Raw genomic sequence first — 17,421 nt, forward strand, 5'->3', positions numbered from 1 at the left:
CCTCGCTTTCTATTTTTCCAACAGCCATAAAATACTAGTAACACCTCTAGGATAATAACGGCTGGCGGATATTTCACCAGCAATGATTTGGTCGCTCCAGCTCCAATAGGACAGCTTTGGATGGGTCAGCCATTTGACGTGGGCTTGATCCGCAGCCTTTTCCTGTTCTCCCCAAGGGAATTCGAGAATCTCACGGTAAATAAACTGGCAGAGATAGATTTTACTTAACCAGGAATTGTCACTCGTTGAAGATATTTTCCACCCACCGTCTTCAAAAAGGCATACGCCGGGCTTTAAGACATTTTCTATATGTTTTTTTAACGCCTGAATAAACGTTCCGAATTCACCTTCTTCCTTAAGATACTCCTTACAATCGGTAAAATAAGGAAAGATTAGTCCCTCAATGGCAGGGATGATTCTGGAGGTATTGCCCTCTGTGATTACGGCTGGAATGTAACCCTCTTCTGTCATTTCACTCGTGATCGTTTCCGCACAGCTTCTTAATTGACGGCCTGCTTCACGGGAAAGGTCTGAAAGCTCAAGCTTTTGAAACAGCTTTTCTAACGCCGCATAGACCCCCCAGCACTTGACCGCCAAATAAATATTGTTTCTTGCCTGACCTAAGGATACATCCAGGCTGTCATAGGTCGTTATTTCAGCGCCTCCTTTCGTATAAGAACTATCCAGTCCCATTAAGCCATTTCTTTGTTCTGGTTCTGGATGGTCACGATGGAGCATACTGTTGAAGGCTTCGACCAGCACCTCTTTATGCTTGACAGCAAACGCTTCGTCCCCTGTCTGCGATACATAAACAGAGGCACAGCACAGCCAGTTCACGAGCTCTTCATGGGTCATAAAAGAAAAGCAATCGTCGATCCCTGCAAATTCATAAGCAGAACGACCGGGGTCTGAAAAAACATTAGCCACGCCCATATCATGAGTGAAGCTGATTCCTCCAGGGTGCTGCTCTTTAGTCTCTGGAAAGAAAACAGTGTCCTTGTAACTGTACCGGTCTGTGAATTGCTCCAATACATTTTTTACCGTCCATGGACTCATTTTCAATTCATAAAACAACTGATCCACAGTCAAGTCAAATGTGTTCATCATCCGGTATTCACCTTCATTTACAACCCATAAAGGTTTCCCATTATTTTCAAGGAATTGAGTGTTTCCATAATAGCTTTTAATCGAGTGCGCCATCATAAACCGCTGTTCGTCTGTTAACTTTTGCCCATCCACCAACTGATTCCCTGACCGGCAGTGATCGATTAAAGGCTGAAATCGATCGAGCGCGTAAGCAGCCACCTCTTCAATTGAGGAAAAATATTGGGTGTAATAATAGGTAGTGTCAATCCCGCTCGTTACGTAGCCATCGCGGTAAAAGCACACAGCCAATTGAAAGGTTTTCTTTTCATTGGCTTCTGCTTCTATAACTATGGCGCCGCACAGGCCAAGTCCAAATCCTAAATTAAATTCATGCTCGACGTTTAAAACTTTATCAATCGTAAACCCGAGCCCTGCTTTCGCAGCAGCATCGTTCGTAACTATCGCGGTTCTTCTTCCTTGCCCGATTCCTTGGATTCCACTGCTTGTAATCCTCCGCATTCCTGAATAGGGATCTTCTCCTTGATAACCGAAAAATGCCTTGCGTTTCTTCGCATGGTTACGATTATCGATTGTGACTTCCACGAAAACAGCCGGCACTATCGTGTCTTTTAAGTTTTGTACGTTTCCGCCCTCAGGATCCGGAATTTCTCTTACCGGAGAATAGATCGTAAATTCCAAATCTCCTGCCCGCCACGTGTCCGTTCCTGCATTAAAATCCCTTTGAATCTCTTCATCGCTGAAATGGGTAATCAGTGACTGATCCCCTTCCGTCTGGTCGTTCCCGACAGCAAACCGGGCCAGGTCTTCTTCTGTATCCCCAAAGAAAGGAAAGGCTTGGTATGTCCCTCCTTCTTCCGTTTCCAGACCTATGTACATATTCTCATCGGCAGGCTTTCCTAGTTCGATCCCTAAACCGCCGCTTGCTCCTTTATAACCTAATGTAAAACTTGCAAATGCTCCAACAGGCGAATGGTGGGCGTTAAAAAATGGCTCGTATGGCATGCTTGATCTCTCCTCTGATAAAATTTAAGACTGCTCGGAATCATAAATAAAATAATCGAAATCCGCGCATTTTTCTTGACCGCTTAAATCTTGTGCACAAAGACCAACAAATGTACCAGTAAAACGGACATAGTCCGGATCATCATCCGCCAGATGGCTGAAATCGATTGCTTCACCTACTTGGTCCCAGTTCTCCCCGTCTAAGGAATAATAAAACGATAACCACTCATGGGTAACCGAAGCTTTTAAATAATAGCTCGTTTGCCCGGGCAGGGTGATCTCCTTTTCCAGCAGCTCTTCATAGTGGCCGTATTTCGATTGAATAACCCCGAGGCACATGCCCTGTTCTTCATGATGGGTCACTCTCAAATAAACATAATCTTTCGTATCGTAGTAAAAAATCAGTCCAGCCATTTGCTGAAAGTGCTCCGGCTCATATTGCACACTTGTTTCAACATTGGCGTGAATGCTGTCCAACCGGCGTGCTAGAATGCTTTGGCGATGCATAGAACTCATGGATTCCTGGCCTTTCAACCGCAGATATCCGGGCCGCTCTGTCAACGAGATCCAATCTTCCGTAAAAGGACGCCGTAAAGCATTCCAGTGTAATGAAAGCTCATCATGATCAAAATCGTCTCTTTTACTTTCTTTTTCAAATTCAAAGCTTTCCAGGGCCGGCCCTGAAACCGAAGTTTTTGGATAAGGACCTCCTTCTACTCTAAGCCAGTCGTCACCAGTCCAATAACATTTCTGCAAGGCCGTTTCCCGGCCTAAGACACACTGCGATTCTTTAATTGGCCGGCCGCATAGATGTGCCATGTACCATTCCCCTGACTTGGTTTCCACAAGACTTCCGTGGCCCGCTTTCTGCAGCATGCTTTTAGATCTATCTGAGGTTAAAACCGGGTTTTCCGGATCGACTTCATAAGGACCCTCCAGGCTTTTCGAACGGCACACCGTCACCGCATGGCCATAGCCGGTTCCGCCTTCTGCGGTCATCAAATAATAATAGCCATTCCTTTTGTAAATATGAGGAGCTTCTGTCAAGCCGACACTCGTTCCTTTAAAAATATTCTTCACCGGACCAATGAGCCTGTTCTCTTCGACAGAAAATTCTTGAAGTGCGATCCCGGCAAACGAATTCGTGCCAGGCCGGTGGTCCCAGATCATGTTCACGAGCCACTTAGACCCGTCGTCCTCATGGAAAAGCGATGGATCAAAACCACTGCTGTTTAAGTAGACAGGATCAGACCATGGTCCATCAATATTCTCAGCAGTGACTAAATAATTATGAGTGTCTTTAAATGCTCCACGGCGGCTTTTTACATCGGTGTAAATTAAATAAAACCTGCCGTCTGAGTAAGTTAGACAGGGAGCCCATACCCCGCCAGAATCAATATTCCCTATCATGTTGAGCTGAGACTGACGGGTAAGTGGATAAGTCAGCAGGCGCCAATGCTTTAAGTCCTTTGAATGATGGATCTGCACACCAGGAAACCATTCGAAGGTGGACGTTGCAATGTAGTAATCATCCCCGACCCTTACAATAGAGGGATCCGGGTGAAATCCTGGCAATATCGGATTTTCGATTGTAGACATCTATATTCCCTCGCTTTCATTATTCACAGATCATCCCTTCACAGATCCAGCAGCAATTCCTTTGACAATTTTCTCTTGCGCGAGTAAATAGACCAATAGAAGCGGAAGGCTACCTAAAGTAAGTGCAGCCATGATCCCAGGAACATTCACGGAAAACTGGCCGTAAAATTCTCTCAGTCCTAACGGAAGGGTAGCGTTCGATTCAGAATTCGTCAGGACGAGTGCGAAGACAAATTCATTCCATATTTGTATAAAATTATAGATTGCTACTGTTGCAACCGCTGGAGTTAAGAGTGGAAACAAAATGCGCCAGAATAAGCGAAAATGACCGCATCCATCCATCTTTGCTGATTCTTCCAGTTCCTTTGGCAGCTCCTGCAGAAATTGGGTGAAAATCACGATCGAAACAGGAATGGCAAAAGCGATGTATGGTCCAGGAAGCGCCCAAATCGTATCATACAAACCGAGATTTTTCGTTAAAAGAAAAATCGGGATTAACGTTGTATGAATAGGAATCATCATCCCAACGAGAAACAGAAGAAACAACGGACGATTCAGCTTGAACTTCATTCTTGCCAGCGGATAGCTTGCCATAGCAGCTAGCACAATGACAGCAACAACCGATATGACCGAAACAATCACACTGTTTAAAAAGAAATGGAAAAAGTCGGATTCAAACAATAATCGATAGTTCTCAAAGGAAAAGTTTTCAGGCAGTGCCCAGGGAGAACCCATAAATTCAATTTGGCTTTTGAACGAGGCACTCACCATAATGAAGAAAGGAACCCCTGTAAATAAAAGCAAGGCAATAGCTAACACATAGAGGGGAATTTGATTCAATTTTTTTAACACGCTAATTCGCCCCTTTCCTTCTCTGTTCAAAGAAGATGATGATCGCAGTTACAATAAACGCAATGATGAACATAGAAAACGAAATACTGCTGCCATACCCCATGTTGAAATTCGTAAAGGTTTGCTCATACATATACGTCGCCATCAATTCTGTAGAATTATTGGGTCCGCCATCTGTCATGACATAAATCAAATCAAAGTACTTCAACGAACCAATAATAGAAAGAATCGCGGACGTCACAATGGTCGGCATCAGCAACGGAAGGGTGATGTTCTGGAATTTCTTCCAGGAATTTGCTCCATCAATGTCCGCTGCTTCGTACAGATCTTCCGGGATCCCTACAATGGCCGCTCTAAATAAAATCATATAAAACGGAGCAAACTGCCAGCAGACCGTTGCAATTACTGCCCAGATGGCTGTCCCTTCTTCACCAAGCCAGCCGTGCTGCCACGATTCCAGCCCTAATTGACCAAGAACCTGGTTAATTAATCCAAAGTTCCCGTCATAGATGTAGATAAACAAGATCCCGATGGCTACCGTGGACATGAGAAACGGCATAAAGTAAATCGATCGGAAGAACCTCATTCCCTTAACAGGACTGAACAATAGTAATGCCATAATTAGACCTAGAGGCAGCTGAGTCAGTAAAGAAGCAGCTACCAGCAGGAAGTTATTCTGCATAGAAGTCCAAAATACGCTGTCACTGATCAGAGTGATATAATTTTGCAAACCGGTAAATACCATGTTGTTATCGATCCCTGACCATTCAAATAGACTATAATAAAAAGTCATACCAATTGAATAAACGACATAAAGCCCATAGATTAATAGCGCCGGGGCCATAAAGCCAATAATGACAAACATTTCGTTTCGTTTTTTCTTCGAGCGCAGCTGCTTTACTTTTTTATCTGAAATTTCAGACGTTTTTTGCTGTGCTTCATTCTCTAACGGTCGTTCCGTAGTCATTTGTCTCGCATGCTCCTGCAAGAACGTCACCTCCCTTAGGATGAGAAAACTACATCAAGCAGCGGTTCCTACTTGATGTAGTTTTCATAAATTGACTATTTCAATACTTCTTTTGCTTTTTCCTCAACTTTATTAGCGGCTTCTTCAGGAGTCATAGATAGTCCAAACAACGCCTGGGTGGTATCCAAGTGAGCTTCTGCCAATTCTGGAGGAAGCGTTTGATCATAGAACGTCTGTAAATATTCAGACTGTTCTAAGACTTTACTAATTTTCTGCACATATTCATCTTCATACTCGACGTCTTTTACGGCAGAGATGGCTCCATCTTCGTTAGCCAGCTGCTGGGCTGTTTCTTTACTCGTAAGTTCTTTAACGAGTTCTTTAGCAAGCTTTTTGTGTTTACTTTTCTCAGATACAGAGAATACTGGACTTACCCCACCGACAATGTCCTGTTTTGAACCTTTTCCACCCTCTACGGAAGGAAATAGGAAGAATCCCATTTTCTTTTCAAAATCAGGCATGTCTGCTCTTGTCGTACCGAGCATCCAGCTTCCTTGAATAATCATCCCCGCTTTTTCTGCATACATGAGCTGACGGGATTGCCCTGTATCAAAGTTCATGCCGTTAAATCCATCAGGAAAGGCATCCATTTTTACGAGCTCCTGGATTTTTTTGCCCGCTTCCACATAAGCTTCATCATCAAATCCTCTGCCTTCACGATTAAAGGCTTCATTAAATAACTCCGGTCCGCCAATTCTTTCAGCTAAATACATATAATAGAAAGAACCCGGCCATTTCGATTTGTTTGCTAGAGAAAATGGGATAATGTCGTTTGATTTCAACGTTTCTGCTATGTTTAATAGATCCTCGTAAGTCTCAGGTTCTTCCAGTCCGTACTTATCAAACATCTCCTTGTTATACCAGACGGGGACAATATCCATAGCCAGTGGTGCACCATAATTTTTGTCCTCAAACGTCGCTGGTGTTAAAGCGGAAGGTACAAAACGGGAAGTATCGATATCTCCTGACAGATCAGCTACCTGTCCGGCATCCACAAATTTCTCAAGCCAGCCTCCACCCCAGGAGTGGAAGACATCCGGCGGTGTTCCTCCACCCATGGCTACCGATAATTTCGTTTTATAGGGATCATTTTCCTGTTGCACGATTTTTACTTTGACTCCATCATGAGAATCTTCAAATCTCTTAACCGCGTCTTTCAAAGCCTGTTCGGATGGCCCTGTTTCAATGTGCCAAAGAGTGAGCGTCGTGCCACCTTCAGAATCCCCACTGGCGGAAGAGTCACCGGAGCCTTGACAAGCCGTAGTAAAGATCAATAAAACCATTCCCAGCAACCATAATGTACGTTTTAACATGTAAATCCCCTCTCCTTTGTTAGCGTTTTCATAAATAGCTGAACTTCCTACTAATCAACGGTCTCTCTCTGGGTTATGACTAAAACTACCCCCTTGATTTAAAGTACAAAACTAAGTTTGTTCATTGGATGAACTAATTAATGTCATAATAACTTAAAGAAAAAATAATAGCAAGCGAATTTTGAAATCGCTATCATTCAATTTGTTTTATAATGTAAAATTATGTTCTATAAAGTTGACAAATTTGTTCGAAAAATTCATAATCATTACACAAATGACTTATTTATTTAAGGAGTGTTAGTCGTGTCTCATACTCTCGAAGATCTGATGCAGCTGGAACAAACGGAAATTACCGATATACGCACAAAAGCCCCTGGTCCATCAGGCGCTTTACCGCTTACCGACCAAATGCTTCGCAATTCACCGAGCGGCGATTTATTCGGCCTCTCTCAAAATGTAGGAATGGGCTGGGAACCTGACAAATTAAACGGAAAACAAGTGCTGCTGTTAAGTACACAAGGCGGTATTAAAGATTCTGAAGGAGAGCCGATCGCGCTCGGCTACCATACTGGCCACTGGGAAGTCGATATGCTGATGAAGGAAGCGGCTCAAGTCATCAGCCAATCAGCAGGAGTCCCTTTTGCTGCTTATGTCAGTGATCCCTGTGATGGCCGGTCCCAAGGGACTACAGGAATGTTCGATTCCTTTCCCTATAGAAATGATGCCTCTCAAGTCTACCGGCGTCTGATTCGTTCCTTACCAACTAGAAAAGCTGTGATTGGCATCGCTACTTGTGATAAAGGCCTGCCTGCCATGATGATGGCTTTAGCATCCATGCATGACCTGCCAACCGTGATCATTCCAGGAGGAGTGACGCTTCCTCCAGCGATTGGAGAAGACGCTGGGAAAGTACAGACGATAGGAGCCCGTTATTCGAATGATGAGCTTTCATTAAAAGAAGCGGCTGAGCTTGGCTGCAGAGCTTGTGCCACTCCTGGCGGAGGGTGCCAATTTCTAGGGACGGCTGCTTCCTCACAAGTCGTAGGCGAAGCGTTAGGCATGTCGATCCCACATGCAGCCCTTGCCCCATCTGGTCAGGAGATATGGAAGGAAATGTCCAGACAATCCGCGAAAGCAGCAGTCCAGATGATTAATGAAAACATGACTACAAAAGATATTATTACGAACAAATCGATTCATAACGCGATGGTCGTTCACGCAGCTTTTGGCGGCTCGACCAACCTTCTATTGCACCTTCCTGCAATCGCTTACGCGGCTGGATGCGACCTGCCTGATGTGGAGGATTGGCATGAAGTGAATTTAAAAACGCCGCGAATTGTAAGCGTTCTTCCAAATGGTCCCGACTATCATCCGACCATCCGTGCTTATTTAGCTGGCGGCGTTCCGGAAGTGATGCTCCATTTACGGGAACTCGGTCTGCTTCACTTAGACGTATTAACAGTGACAGGAAAAACGCTCGGTGAAAACCTTGAATGGTGGGAGAATTCGTCACGGCGGGAAGAAATGAAGAAACGCTTGAAAGAAGCAGATGGCATTGCAGCAAACGACGTCATTATGGCCCCTCCTCAAGCAAAGGAACGCGGACTCAAACCGACGGTCACCTTCCCTGTCGGAAATATTGCACCGCAAGGATCAATTATTAAATCGACCTCCATTGACCCAACGATGATTGATGCCGATGGAATTTATTATCATAAGAATAAAATCAAAGTGTTTACAAGTGAAAGAAAAGCCATTCAAGCCATCCGAAACGGAAAAATAGAAAAAGGCGATATCATGGCTGTTACCGGATGTGGACCGATGGCAACAGGAATGGAAGAAACGTACCAGCTCACTTCTGCTTTAAAACACTTATCTTACGGGAAATACGTCACGCTTCTGACAGATGCCAGATTCTCAGGTGTCTCCACCGGAGCCTGTATCGGCCATATCGGTCCTGAAGGTCTCGCCGGAGGCCCGATCGGCAAGCTCCGGGATGGAGATGTTGTTGAAGTATATATCGATACGGAGAATTTAAGCGGCCACCTCCACTTCTTAGGAACCGAAGAACACCCTGCGTCCCCTGAAGAAGGAAGTGTCATTTTAGCAGAAAGAACACAGAATAAAGACATTTTCCCTGCCGATCAGCTTCCTGATGATACACGGCTCTGGGCAGCACTGCAAAAAGTCAGCGGCGGCATATGGCGCGGAAGTGTGTATGATGTCGACCGCATCATCGAAGTATTAGAAGCAGGAGAAAAAGCACTCGCAGAAAACGACAATAAGAACCATCCTGCTTATGAGCAAAAACTTCAATAACAAAAATGAGGCTTCGGGTTTTTCCCAGAGCCTCATTTTTCTTTCGCTTTTATATTAACTTTTGGCATATCCTGCGGAGAGCTTTCCTGCTCCTCCCATTGTTTAGCCTTGTTCACTTCCTTTTCTTTCATTTTCATGATTTCACCGAGATCTTCAGGCAGCTCGCCGCCATAGTTCGCTCCAATATTGAGGGTTCCCTGCAGTTCTTTAATCCCAAGAGCTCCAAAGCTGTTATGTACTTCATATTTTTCAATAATCAGCTGCTCAACTATATAGTGAGGGCGAGGTTTTTGATCCTGGAGATGCATCTTTAACCCCGTAATTTCTTCGTTGAGGGAAGCGACTTTATCCTTAAGATCGCGGATTTCACCCAGATGCTTGTGCAGTTTAAACCACTTCAGAATCCCCATGCCTGCCCCCTCCTTTAATTTAATGAATGCTCTATATACACCCTTCATATATTGGTTAATATATATTTTCAAAAACTAGTCCCATTTTAAGTGTATCAACCAACGGAAGAAATATGAGTAAAACAACGGAAAGGACTGGTGGACATTAAATTTTTTGCTCAGGAAATCAACCTTCCTCACTTCAAGGTCAACACAGCTGGACTCGGCTGTACCATCTCCTTTGGACAAAACAAAATCACTAGAAAGGTGGTATCGAATAAAGAACAGGAAGGATTTGGGGAACAGTTGGCAGATGGCGTGGTCATGGACGATTGCATTTCAATTATTCATGATGGTGATGGCGTCGATGGCGGAGGATAACAGCAAAAACAACCCCTTTTCTCAATTGGAGGAGGGGTTGTGCTTCATTTAATTTGAATGGGCTTATGATTTCTTCTGAACCTCCCCATTTTCACCTCAAGCAGCCCGTTTTTGAATTCTGCCTGGATATCACTTTCATTCACGGGCTCAGGAAGTGTAATAATTCGTTCAAACTCTCCGACATATCTTTCAGATTGAATCACTGTCATTTCCGGCTTTATTGGCTTTGCATTGCCTTTAACCAAGATCTGCTCTCCTGCAAAGGCCAATTCTACGTCCCCTTTTTGAATTCCCGGAAGCTCAACGACTACGTATAAATAATCCTTGCTTTTACTTAGCTCATACTTAGGAAAGTCAGCAGCCGGGTGAGCGTGCAGATCTTGGTGGGAATGGGTCTGTGGCTGAACTTGATTCGCCCGGGTATTTTCCTGCTGGAAATCCTGTATCATTTGTTTTCCATTATCTTCATTGAACACACCTTTCCAGAAATCCTGGCCCTGGAAAGACTGTGCCAATTCCATCCACTGCTTTAACTGCTTAGGATCGATAGGAGTCACCTCCACGGGAAGATTCCACATAAACAAGATTTACCTACATATACTTGGTAAATATAAAGGGGGGTTTGGGTTGGCTGCACCTTCTATAGTTATTAATATTTTCAATTTCAAAATTAATTCCTTTGAAAATGCTTCAGCCGTGAATGTAGGGCAGAATATCCTTGCAGAATGGCACAACTCGGATAAGAAAAATCAGGGGTTTGGCAGTAATTATGGAGACAGCAGTTCCTTTTCAGGCTTAAGAAACTTAGTGGATGATCGTGATGTGATCGATGACGCATCCATAACCAGGGAAACAGCAAAACCTTTAAATATTGAAAGGTGGGAAGAATCATAGTTATGTTTGCACCTTCTGTCGTCAACATTTTAGGTTTTAAAGTAAATGTACTCGACCGTTCTTCCACCATTGCTTTCGCCGGCCTTCAGCAGACGGACTTCTTTCTTTCCACGAAACGAAACATGGGCTTCGGGGAGCAGAACGGGGATCTTGCCTGCGTAAATGTGCCGATCAACTTCGTGGCGGATCCGGATGTATTAGATTCAAATTCCACTAAAGGGAGTGTCGTTTAATTATTGAGTGTACTTCTGAAAGGTCATGAAGCAAGGCACCTTCATTTAAGGAAGGTGCCTTGTTCCGTTTCATTAAATAAATCCGCCATTTACGCGTAACGTCTGACCTGTCACCCACTGGGACTCCTCACTGACGAGAAACTGGATAACATTGGCGATGTCTTCCGGCTCCCCTAATCGTTTAAAAGCATTCATCTGCTTCATGCCTTCGATTTGCTCCTTTGATTTATCAGCCGTAAAGAGTTCTGTGTTCACCGGTCCTGGGGCAACCGCGTTGATGGTGATCCCTTTATTCCCGAATTCTTTTGCCAGCTGGCGGGTGAACTGCTCTACAGCTCCCTTTGTTCCCGCATAAACACTGTACCCCGGAAACATCTGTCCATTAACAGAAGTAGAAATATTAATCACCCGTCCCCTGTCTTCCATTTCAGCCAATGCCTGTTGGCAGGCAAAATACGTTCCTTTCGCATTGACATTGAAATGCTTATCGTACTCTTCTTCGGTAAATTCGCTTAAAGGCTTTGTAGCCATCACGCCTGCATTGTTAACTAAGAAATCAATTCTTTCAAAGGCTCGCTTTGTTTCCACAAACAACTGCTTAATTTCCTCCACCTTGCCGACATCCGCTTTTACTGCAATGGCTTCTCCGCCGTTATCTTTAATGCCCCTTACGACTTCTTCCGCATGCTGAGGACTGCTGCTATAATTCACAGCTACCTTAATTCCAAGAGCAGCAAGCTGCTCTGCGATTTGTTTTCCAATACCTCTTGAAGCTCCGGTAACGATCGCCGTTTTTCCTGCTAATTGATTATTCATGGGTTTCCTCCTCTGAATATAATTCCTCGTTCAATCAAATACCAGACCTGTTCAAATTCCTGCTTAGTTTTTTCTTCCTTCCATTCATAAGCATGGGCAGGATGGTGAAACCGTTCTGTCGCATGAAAAACGGCTACTGCATTTTCCCGGCTCGTTTGAAAGCTTTGAAACTTCCGGGAGTTCATTCCTTCCTCGATGATGAAAGTAAGATGCTTGTAAATCTGATCAAGATGAGAGTGAATGAGACCAGCAGATTGCTCGGTAACTTCCGCATACATCTTAAACATTTCCCGATCTTCAAAGGCGAAGTGATGTTTTAAATTCACCAGCTTGTTTATATATTGTTTTAAACGCTGAGCACTGTTTTCGTAATGCTCCTCAAGCAATTGCTCGAGCGGGGTAATGATTTCCTCGTTCAGCCACTTTTCTGTCGTTGCTTCTTTTAACTTCTCCTTGCTCGGATAATGTCTATAAATGGTTCCATGACTAATGTTCAATTCTTTCGCGATATCAGTCACTGACGTTTTATTTGGACCGAACCTTCTAAACACTGTCTCTGCACACTGGAGAATCTCTTCTTTACTTAAAACACTTCTTTTTTTCATCTTGTCGACTTGAAGTCCTTCACCTCCTGCAAAACTACCATAACAAACAAAATAACAAATGACAAATATATTTTTTTGTTATTTGTTATTAAAAATTACTTTGACAGATAGAGTAATATCAATTATGATTACTCTATCAGATAGAATAGTCAAACAAGGAAGTGAACCTATGATCAGAAGCGATACCATTCGCGGTCATTTGGACTCGATCATCTTACGGCTGATCTTCGAAGAGGATCGTTATGGCTATGAAATTTCCAAGGAAATAAGCAGCCGCACGAATGATCGTTTTCAAATAAAAGAAGCCACTTTGTATGCAGTTTTTCAGCGACTCGTAAAAAAAGAACTGATTGAATCGTATTATGGGAATTTTTCTCAAGGAGGAAAACGCAAGTATTACAGAATCACTACGCTTGGCAAAGCGTACTTAAAAGAAATGATAGCAGAATGGAAAGAAACAAAAGAAATCATGGACTTATTTATGGAGGGATTGGAATGAAAAAGTTAAACAGCCACGTTGAGCATCTTTTTAAAGATGTGCCTGAAAGTGAGCAGAAAGAAGCGGTAAAATATGAAGTTCTTGAAAATCTCGAGGAAAAAGTTCTGGATTTAATGAAGCAAGGCAAAGATGAAGAAGATGCCATCAACAAAGCCATCGTCGACTTTGGAGATATCGAGGAGCTTCGCCAGGAATTGGGCATCAAACAGCCGGTCAAGAGAAGCATGAAAAAAGAAAATCTTTGGTATTCCATTTGGGGCAGCGGACTGATTATTGCACTCTTTCTGTTTATCAATTTTTATTATACTCCTGATAAAATCTGGTTTGTTTATCCAACGTTTGCCGTTTTATGGTGGCCGCTGACAATGTACTTCAGCTGGGTTCGATCTAAATAAAGGAGGAATCTTGGTGAGTAAATTAGATACAGGCTTTGCCGTTGCAGGAAGCATCCTTTGTATAGTGTTTTTTATGATGACGAACCTTATAACAAGCCCGGATTACATTTGGTTTCTTTATCCCTCGTTTGCCGTGTTATGCTGGCCGATCACGGTCATCGGCATTAAAAAAGGCGGGCAGAAGCAGCTCGCTTACTTTTATAGTGCAGCTATCATCGTATTTCTAATCGTTGAAAATTACGTCCAGACACCTCATTATCCATGGTTTTTATATGCGGTCTTTCCTATCCTGTGGTGGCCGATTCTCGTATCACTTGGCCAAAAGGCCAAAACGTTGACCACCGCTTTGGCGGGAAGCTTATCGATCATTCTCTATTATGTAATCTTAAACCTTGTGCTTTCTTCCACTTATCCGTGGGCTGTTTATCCAGTCTTTGCTGTGTTATGGTGGCCGTTATCCGTATATCATGCTCAAAGAAAAACGTTTTTCCAATTCTCCATTCACGGAAGTCTATGGATCACCCTCTTTTTTTCCACTGTCAATGCTATTTCCACACCCCATGAGATCTGGGCCGTTTACCCGATCTTCTGTGTGTTATGGTGGCCGCTCAGCATGTACTATTTCTCTTATAAAAAAAACAGTAGAAAAGCTTAAAGGCAGTGTCCTTTAAGCTTTTTTAATGAAATAGTAAAAGACAAAAGAGATTTCACTGTTATTCTGCCTTTCCATTAGGACTCTACCTTTTAATAAACCATTTCAAAATAAACGGCGTGATCGCTCAGTATATGCTTCTCTAATGTAAGCGTTTTTTGAAAATTAGGTCATTTCCCTTTCAATTTATCTCGTAATTTATTATAATTATAATCTAAGAGCCATTGTAATTTATTCACTCACACAGAAAGGGGAATGATGAATGGACAAGCATGAAATGCAAGACACTCAGGCCGGGAAATGCCCGGTATCACATGAAAAAACGCAGGAGGAAAGTGCTGTTACCACCACTAAAGTAGGTACAACGAATAAAGACTGGTGGCCGAACCAGCTGAATCTGCACATCCTGCATCAGCATGACAAAAAGACCAATCCTTTAGGAGAAGACTTTAACTATGCAGAAGCGTTTAATAACCTCGACTATTACGAGCTAAAACAAGACCTTAAAGATGTAATGACGGACAGCCAGGACTGGTGGCCGGCCGATTACGGGCACTATGGGCCACTCTTTATCCGTATGTCCTGGCACGCTGCCGGCACATACCGGACAGGTGATGGACGCGGGGGCGGAGGTACTGGTTCCCAGCGCTTTGCTCCGCTTAACAGCTGGCCGGATAACGCCAACCTGGATAAAGCACGCCGTCTATTATGGCCGATTAAACAAAAATACGGAAACAAGATTTCCTGGGCCGACTTACTCGTTCTTACCGGCAATGTTGCACTTGAATCCATGGGACTGAAAACCTTTGGTTTCGGGGGAGGACGCGAAGACGTATGGCACCCGGAAGAAGATGTCTATTGGGGAAAAGAAACTGAATGGCTTGGGGACAACCGCTACTCAGGAGACCGCGAGCTTGAAAGTCCGCTTGCTGCTGTGCAAATGGGACTTGTTTATGTAAATCCTGAAGGTCCAAACGGTAATCCGGACCCGCAGGCAAGCGCGCATGACATCCGGGAAACCTTTGCCCGAATGGGAATGAACGATGAGGAAACCGTCGCACTTACTGCCGGCGGCCATACATTCGGTAAAGCACACGGTGCCGGCGACGCTGAAGCACATGTCGGAGCAGCGCCGGAAGCAGCTGATATTGAAGAACAAGGTTTAGGCTGGAGAAGCACCCACGGAAGCGGGAAAGGCCGCGACGCCATTACAAGCGGTGTAGATGGAGCGTGGACCGCGAACCCGACGACTTGGGATAACGGCTATTTTGATTTGTTATTCGGTTACGAATGGGAGCTTACAAAAAGCCGGGCTGGTGCTAATCAATGGGCTCCGGTAAACCCTAAGGAGGAACACCTGGCACCAGACGCCGAGGATGCATCAATCCGTGTTCCTACATTTATGACCACTGCCGATATGGCCTTACGTACAGATCCTGTGTATGAAAAGATTGCCCGCCGATTCCATGAGAACCCGGATGAATTTGCCGATGCGTTCGCACGTGCGTGGTTTAAACTGCTGCACCGTGACATGGGGCCAAAATCACGATACCTTGGACCAGAAGTACCCGAGGAAGACTTAATTTGGCAGGATCCGATCCCGTCAGTAAACTATGAATTAACCGATGCTGAAATCGCTGACTTAAAAGAAAAAATTCTTGATTCCGGCCTGACCGTAAGCGAGCTTGTAAAAACTGCCTGGGCCGCTGCCAGCACGTACCGCGGCTCAGACATGCGCGGTGGCGCAAATGGGGCACGCATCCGACTTGCCCCTCAGAAGGACTGGGAAGTAAACGAACCGGAACAACTTGAAAAAGTGCTTTCCGTCTATGAAACGATTCAGAACAAGCTCGATAAAAAAGTCAGCCTTGCCGATTTAATCGTGCTTGGCGGCAGTGCAGCTGTAGAAAAAGCCGCCAAAGACGCCGGAGTTGACGTAACTGTTCCATTTGCCCCTGGACGCGGTGATGCTGCACAAGACCAGACTGACGTGGACAGCTTTGACGTATTAGAGCCGATGGCTGATGGATTCCGCAACTATGAGAAAAAAGAATACACGCTCAGTCCAGAGGAACTATTAGTGGACAAGGCTCAGCTGCTAGGCTTGTCCGCACCAGAAATGACGGTATTGATCGGTGGGATGCGCGTGCTTGGTGCAAACTATAAAGACTCCCGGCACGGCGTATTTACAAACCAAGTCGGTACACTCACAAACGACTTTTTCGTGAACCTGCTTGACATGGGAATTGAGTGGAAACCGGCGGACTTCAACGTTTACGAAGGACGTGACCGTAAAACGGGGGAAGTCGTAAGGACAGCCACCCGTGTTGACCTCGTCTTCGGTTCCAACTCTGTCCTCCGTTCTTATGGGGAAGTCTATGCCCAGAACGACAATAAAGAAAAGTTTGTCCGTGACTTTGTAGCAGCCTGGGTGAAAGTGATGAACGCCGACCGCTTTGATTTAAAAGCAAACAAAGATTTATTGGCCCATAAAGCATAACCGGACTCTCTTTTAAACACATGGGAGCAGATTGCCGACTAATCGGTATCTGCTCCATTTTTTTAATTTCCGTAACCGTGCCCTTCTTCCGCTGCTTCCGCATCCGCTTTCGTATTATGAACCGTACCAAAAGGATGGTTAGGGGGGCATAAATCGAGTACAGCTTCAACGGCATATTCCCGGTATTCGTTACGTTATGCCAGGTCCCTGCCGGAATCATGATCGCCGAATCATCCTGAACCTTTCTTTGATAGCTTAAATCATTTTTCCTCTTCCCCATTTGCACAATTCCCCTGCCCTGTTCAATCCGTAAGAATTGGTCCACGTTGGGGTGTTTTTCCAAGCCAATATCCTCGCCTGGATTAATGCTCATTAACGTCACCTGGAGATGATCTCCTGTCCATAGCGCCGTCCGATACGTATTGTTCTGCTTCGTTGCCCTATTGATATTTACGGTGAACGGGTTTGGACCGTAATCCTTTAACCTGATTCTCTGGTCATCAGGGTCATAAAAGCCGTCTGTATACGGTGCCGGATAAGGCTGTGGCCAATAGCCATACCTTCCATCGTTATAGATGGGTATCTGAGCATAATAAGGATTGGGGTATTGGTAATTTTGAGGAGCATAGTACATGTTCGTCAATCCCTTCATTGGTCTAGAACTATCCTATGCATGTGGGCGGAGAGTGTACATAAACGAAAAGATGGTACATATGGAATGGGTTTTCATCTTATATTTTTACTTCTGTAGAAGATATCCAAAACCATGAATAAATCAGATATCTTGTATTTAGTTGAGTTAACAATCACAGTTACTTTTATCTCCTGTCAAATCCAT

At 44.3% G+C, this 17,421-nt stretch carries 17 protein-coding genes and 1 pseudogene; 8 read left to right on the plus strand and 10 right to left on the minus strand.

The annotated features are described in order from the left end of the window. Positions 1 to 9: 9 nt before the first annotated feature. From MUN89_RS19545 to MUN89_RS19565, 5 genes are all read right to left on the minus strand, one after another. Positions 10 to 2,109 carry a glycoside hydrolase family 52 protein gene (locus MUN89_RS19545; protein ID WP_244709667.1) on the minus strand — a complete coding sequence of 700 codons (2,100 nt, stop codon included), beginning with the start codon at positions 2,107 to 2,109 and terminating at the stop codon, positions 10 to 12. Positions 2,110 to 2,133: 24 nt separating this feature from the next. Then, positions 2,134 to 3,708: a glycoside hydrolase family 43 protein gene (locus MUN89_RS19550; RefSeq protein WP_244709669.1), complete on the minus strand. Its 1,575-nt coding sequence runs from the start codon at positions 3,706 to 3,708 to the stop codon at positions 2,134 to 2,136. 30 nt (positions 3,709 to 3,738) lie between these two features. Further along, positions 3,739 to 4,560: a carbohydrate ABC transporter permease gene (locus MUN89_RS19555; protein ID WP_244709671.1), complete on the minus strand. Its 822-nt coding sequence runs from the start codon at positions 4,558 to 4,560 to the stop codon at positions 3,739 to 3,741. Position 4,561: 1 nt separating this feature from the next. Beyond that, positions 4,562 to 5,548, minus strand: coding sequence for a carbohydrate ABC transporter permease (locus tag MUN89_RS19560; RefSeq protein WP_244709673.1), 987 nt, complete (start codon positions 5,546 to 5,548; stop codon positions 4,562 to 4,564). 74 nt (positions 5,549 to 5,622) lie between these two features. Further along, on the minus strand, positions 5,623 to 6,900 hold the full coding sequence (locus MUN89_RS19565; protein WP_244709675.1) for an extracellular solute-binding protein: 1,278 nt from the start codon (positions 6,898 to 6,900) through the stop codon (positions 5,623 to 5,625). Between the two features lie 303 nt (positions 6,901 to 7,203). Between MUN89_RS19565 and MUN89_RS19570 the strand changes: the two genes are divergently transcribed. Further along, positions 7,204 to 9,219, plus strand: coding sequence for a YjhG/YagF family D-xylonate dehydratase (locus tag MUN89_RS19570; protein WP_396266062.1), 2,016 nt, complete (start codon positions 7,204 to 7,206; stop codon positions 9,217 to 9,219). Between the two features lie 32 nt (positions 9,220 to 9,251). Here MUN89_RS19570 and MUN89_RS19575 read toward each other — a convergent pair whose 3' ends face one another. After that, positions 9,252 to 9,629: a hypothetical protein gene (locus MUN89_RS19575; protein ID WP_244709677.1), complete on the minus strand. Its 378-nt coding sequence runs from the start codon at positions 9,627 to 9,629 to the stop codon at positions 9,252 to 9,254. A gap of 138 nt (positions 9,630 to 9,767) precedes the next feature. On the opposite strand from MUN89_RS19575, the gene MUN89_RS19580 reads away from it, so the two are divergent. Further along, a complete protein-coding gene (locus MUN89_RS19580) occupies positions 9,768 to 9,989 on the plus strand; it encodes a hypothetical protein (RefSeq protein WP_244709679.1) in 222 nt (73 codons plus the stop codon). Between the two features lie 44 nt (positions 9,990 to 10,033). Here MUN89_RS19580 and MUN89_RS19585 read toward each other — a convergent pair whose 3' ends face one another. Next, positions 10,034 to 10,567: an Hsp20/alpha crystallin family protein gene (locus MUN89_RS19585; protein ID WP_244709681.1), complete on the minus strand. Its 534-nt coding sequence runs from the start codon at positions 10,565 to 10,567 to the stop codon at positions 10,034 to 10,036. Between the two features lie 49 nt (positions 10,568 to 10,616). Between MUN89_RS19585 and MUN89_RS19590 the strand changes: the two genes are divergently transcribed. Together MUN89_RS19590 and MUN89_RS19595 are read left to right on the plus strand one after the other, a co-directional pair. Continuing rightward, positions 10,617 to 10,883 carry a hypothetical protein gene (locus MUN89_RS19590; protein ID WP_244709682.1) on the plus strand — a complete coding sequence of 89 codons (267 nt, stop codon included), beginning with the start codon at positions 10,617 to 10,619 and terminating at the stop codon, positions 10,881 to 10,883. Positions 10,884 to 10,885: 2 nt separating this feature from the next. After that, complete coding sequence (locus MUN89_RS19595; protein ID WP_244709684.1) at positions 10,886 to 11,116, plus strand: hypothetical protein; 231 nt, start codon at positions 10,886 to 10,888, stop codon at positions 11,114 to 11,116. A gap of 72 nt (positions 11,117 to 11,188) precedes the next feature. Here MUN89_RS19595 and MUN89_RS19600 read toward each other — a convergent pair whose 3' ends face one another. Together MUN89_RS19600 and MUN89_RS19605 are read right to left on the minus strand one after the other, a co-directional pair. Next, complete coding sequence (locus tag MUN89_RS19600; RefSeq protein WP_244709686.1) at positions 11,189 to 11,932, minus strand: SDR family oxidoreductase; 744 nt, start codon at positions 11,930 to 11,932, stop codon at positions 11,189 to 11,191. After that, complete coding sequence (locus tag MUN89_RS19605) at positions 11,929 to 12,537, minus strand: TetR/AcrR family transcriptional regulator (protein ID WP_244709687.1); 609 nt, start codon at positions 12,535 to 12,537, stop codon at positions 11,929 to 11,931. Before MUN89_RS19605 ends, MUN89_RS19600 begins: the two co-directional genes overlap by 4 nt. A 169-nt stretch (positions 12,538 to 12,706) precedes the next feature. Between MUN89_RS19605 and MUN89_RS19610 the strand changes: the two genes are divergently transcribed. The 4 genes from MUN89_RS19610 to katG all read left to right on the plus strand — a co-directional run bounded on the left by MUN89_RS19610 (position 12,707) and on the right by katG (position 16,583). Then, entirely contained in the window at positions 12,707 to 13,036 is a 330-nt protein-coding gene (locus MUN89_RS19610; RefSeq protein WP_244709688.1) for a PadR family transcriptional regulator, read from the plus strand. Next, positions 13,033 to 13,431: a permease prefix domain 1-containing protein gene (locus MUN89_RS19615; RefSeq protein ID WP_244709689.1), complete on the plus strand. Its 399-nt coding sequence runs from the start codon at positions 13,033 to 13,035 to the stop codon at positions 13,429 to 13,431. Before MUN89_RS19610 ends, MUN89_RS19615 begins: the two co-directional genes overlap by 4 nt. Positions 13,432 to 13,444: 13 nt before the next feature. Then, positions 13,445 to 14,086, plus strand: coding sequence for a hypothetical protein (locus MUN89_RS19620; RefSeq protein ID WP_244709690.1), 642 nt, complete (start codon positions 13,445 to 13,447; stop codon positions 14,084 to 14,086). A 259-nt stretch (positions 14,087 to 14,345) separates the two neighbouring features. Next, positions 14,346 to 16,583 (plus strand): catalase/peroxidase HPI, encoded by a 2,238-nt coding sequence (gene katG, locus MUN89_RS19625; RefSeq protein WP_244709691.1) that lies wholly within the window; start codon positions 14,346 to 14,348, stop codon positions 16,581 to 16,583. 62 nt (positions 16,584 to 16,645) lie between these two features. On the opposite strand, the pseudogene MUN89_RS19630 reads toward katG, so the two are convergent. After that, positions 16,646 to 17,217 (minus strand): annotated as a pseudogene (locus MUN89_RS19630) (cupin domain-containing protein). Positions 17,218 to 17,421: the final 204 nt, after the last annotated feature.

The organism is Halobacillus salinarum (assembly GCF_022919095.1).
Taxonomy (GTDB): Bacteria; Bacillota; Bacilli; order Bacillales; family Halobacillaceae; genus Halobacillus_B; species Halobacillus_B salinarum.

Excerpts from the sequence above, each read along its gene's own strand:
- katG (WP_244709691.1), top strand. The coding sequence starts at position 14,346 with ATGGACAAGCATGAAATGCAAGACACTCAGGCCGGGAAATGCCCGGTA.
- MUN89_RS19545 (WP_244709667.1), bottom strand. The coding sequence starts at position 2,109 with ATGCCATACGAGCCATTTTTTAACGCCCACCATTCGCCTGTTGGAGCA.
- MUN89_RS19605 (WP_244709687.1), bottom strand. The coding sequence starts at position 12,537 with ATGAAAAAAAGAAGTGTTTTAAGTAAAGAAGAGATTCTCCAGTGTGCA.
- MUN89_RS19595 (WP_244709684.1), top strand. The coding sequence starts at position 10,886 with ATGTTTGCACCTTCTGTCGTCAACATTTTAGGTTTTAAAGTAAATGTA.
- MUN89_RS19600 (WP_244709686.1), bottom strand. The coding sequence starts at position 11,932 with ATGAATAATCAATTAGCAGGAAAAACGGCGATCGTTACCGGAGCTTCA.
- MUN89_RS19575 (WP_244709677.1), bottom strand. The coding sequence starts at position 9,629 with ATGGGGATTCTGAAGTGGTTTAAACTGCACAAGCATCTGGGTGAAATC.
- MUN89_RS19610 (WP_244709688.1), top strand. The coding sequence starts at position 12,707 with ATGATCAGAAGCGATACCATTCGCGGTCATTTGGACTCGATCATCTTA.
- MUN89_RS19615 (WP_244709689.1), top strand. The coding sequence starts at position 13,033 with ATGAAAAAGTTAAACAGCCACGTTGAGCATCTTTTTAAAGATGTGCCT.
- MUN89_RS19565 (WP_244709675.1), bottom strand. The coding sequence starts at position 6,900 with ATGTTAAAACGTACATTATGGTTGCTGGGAATGGTTTTATTGATCTTT.
- MUN89_RS19585 (WP_244709681.1), bottom strand. The coding sequence starts at position 10,567 with ATGTGGAATCTTCCCGTGGAGGTGACTCCTATCGATCCTAAGCAGTTA.
- MUN89_RS19550 (WP_244709669.1), bottom strand. The coding sequence starts at position 3,708 with ATGTCTACAATCGAAAATCCGATATTGCCAGGATTTCACCCGGATCCC.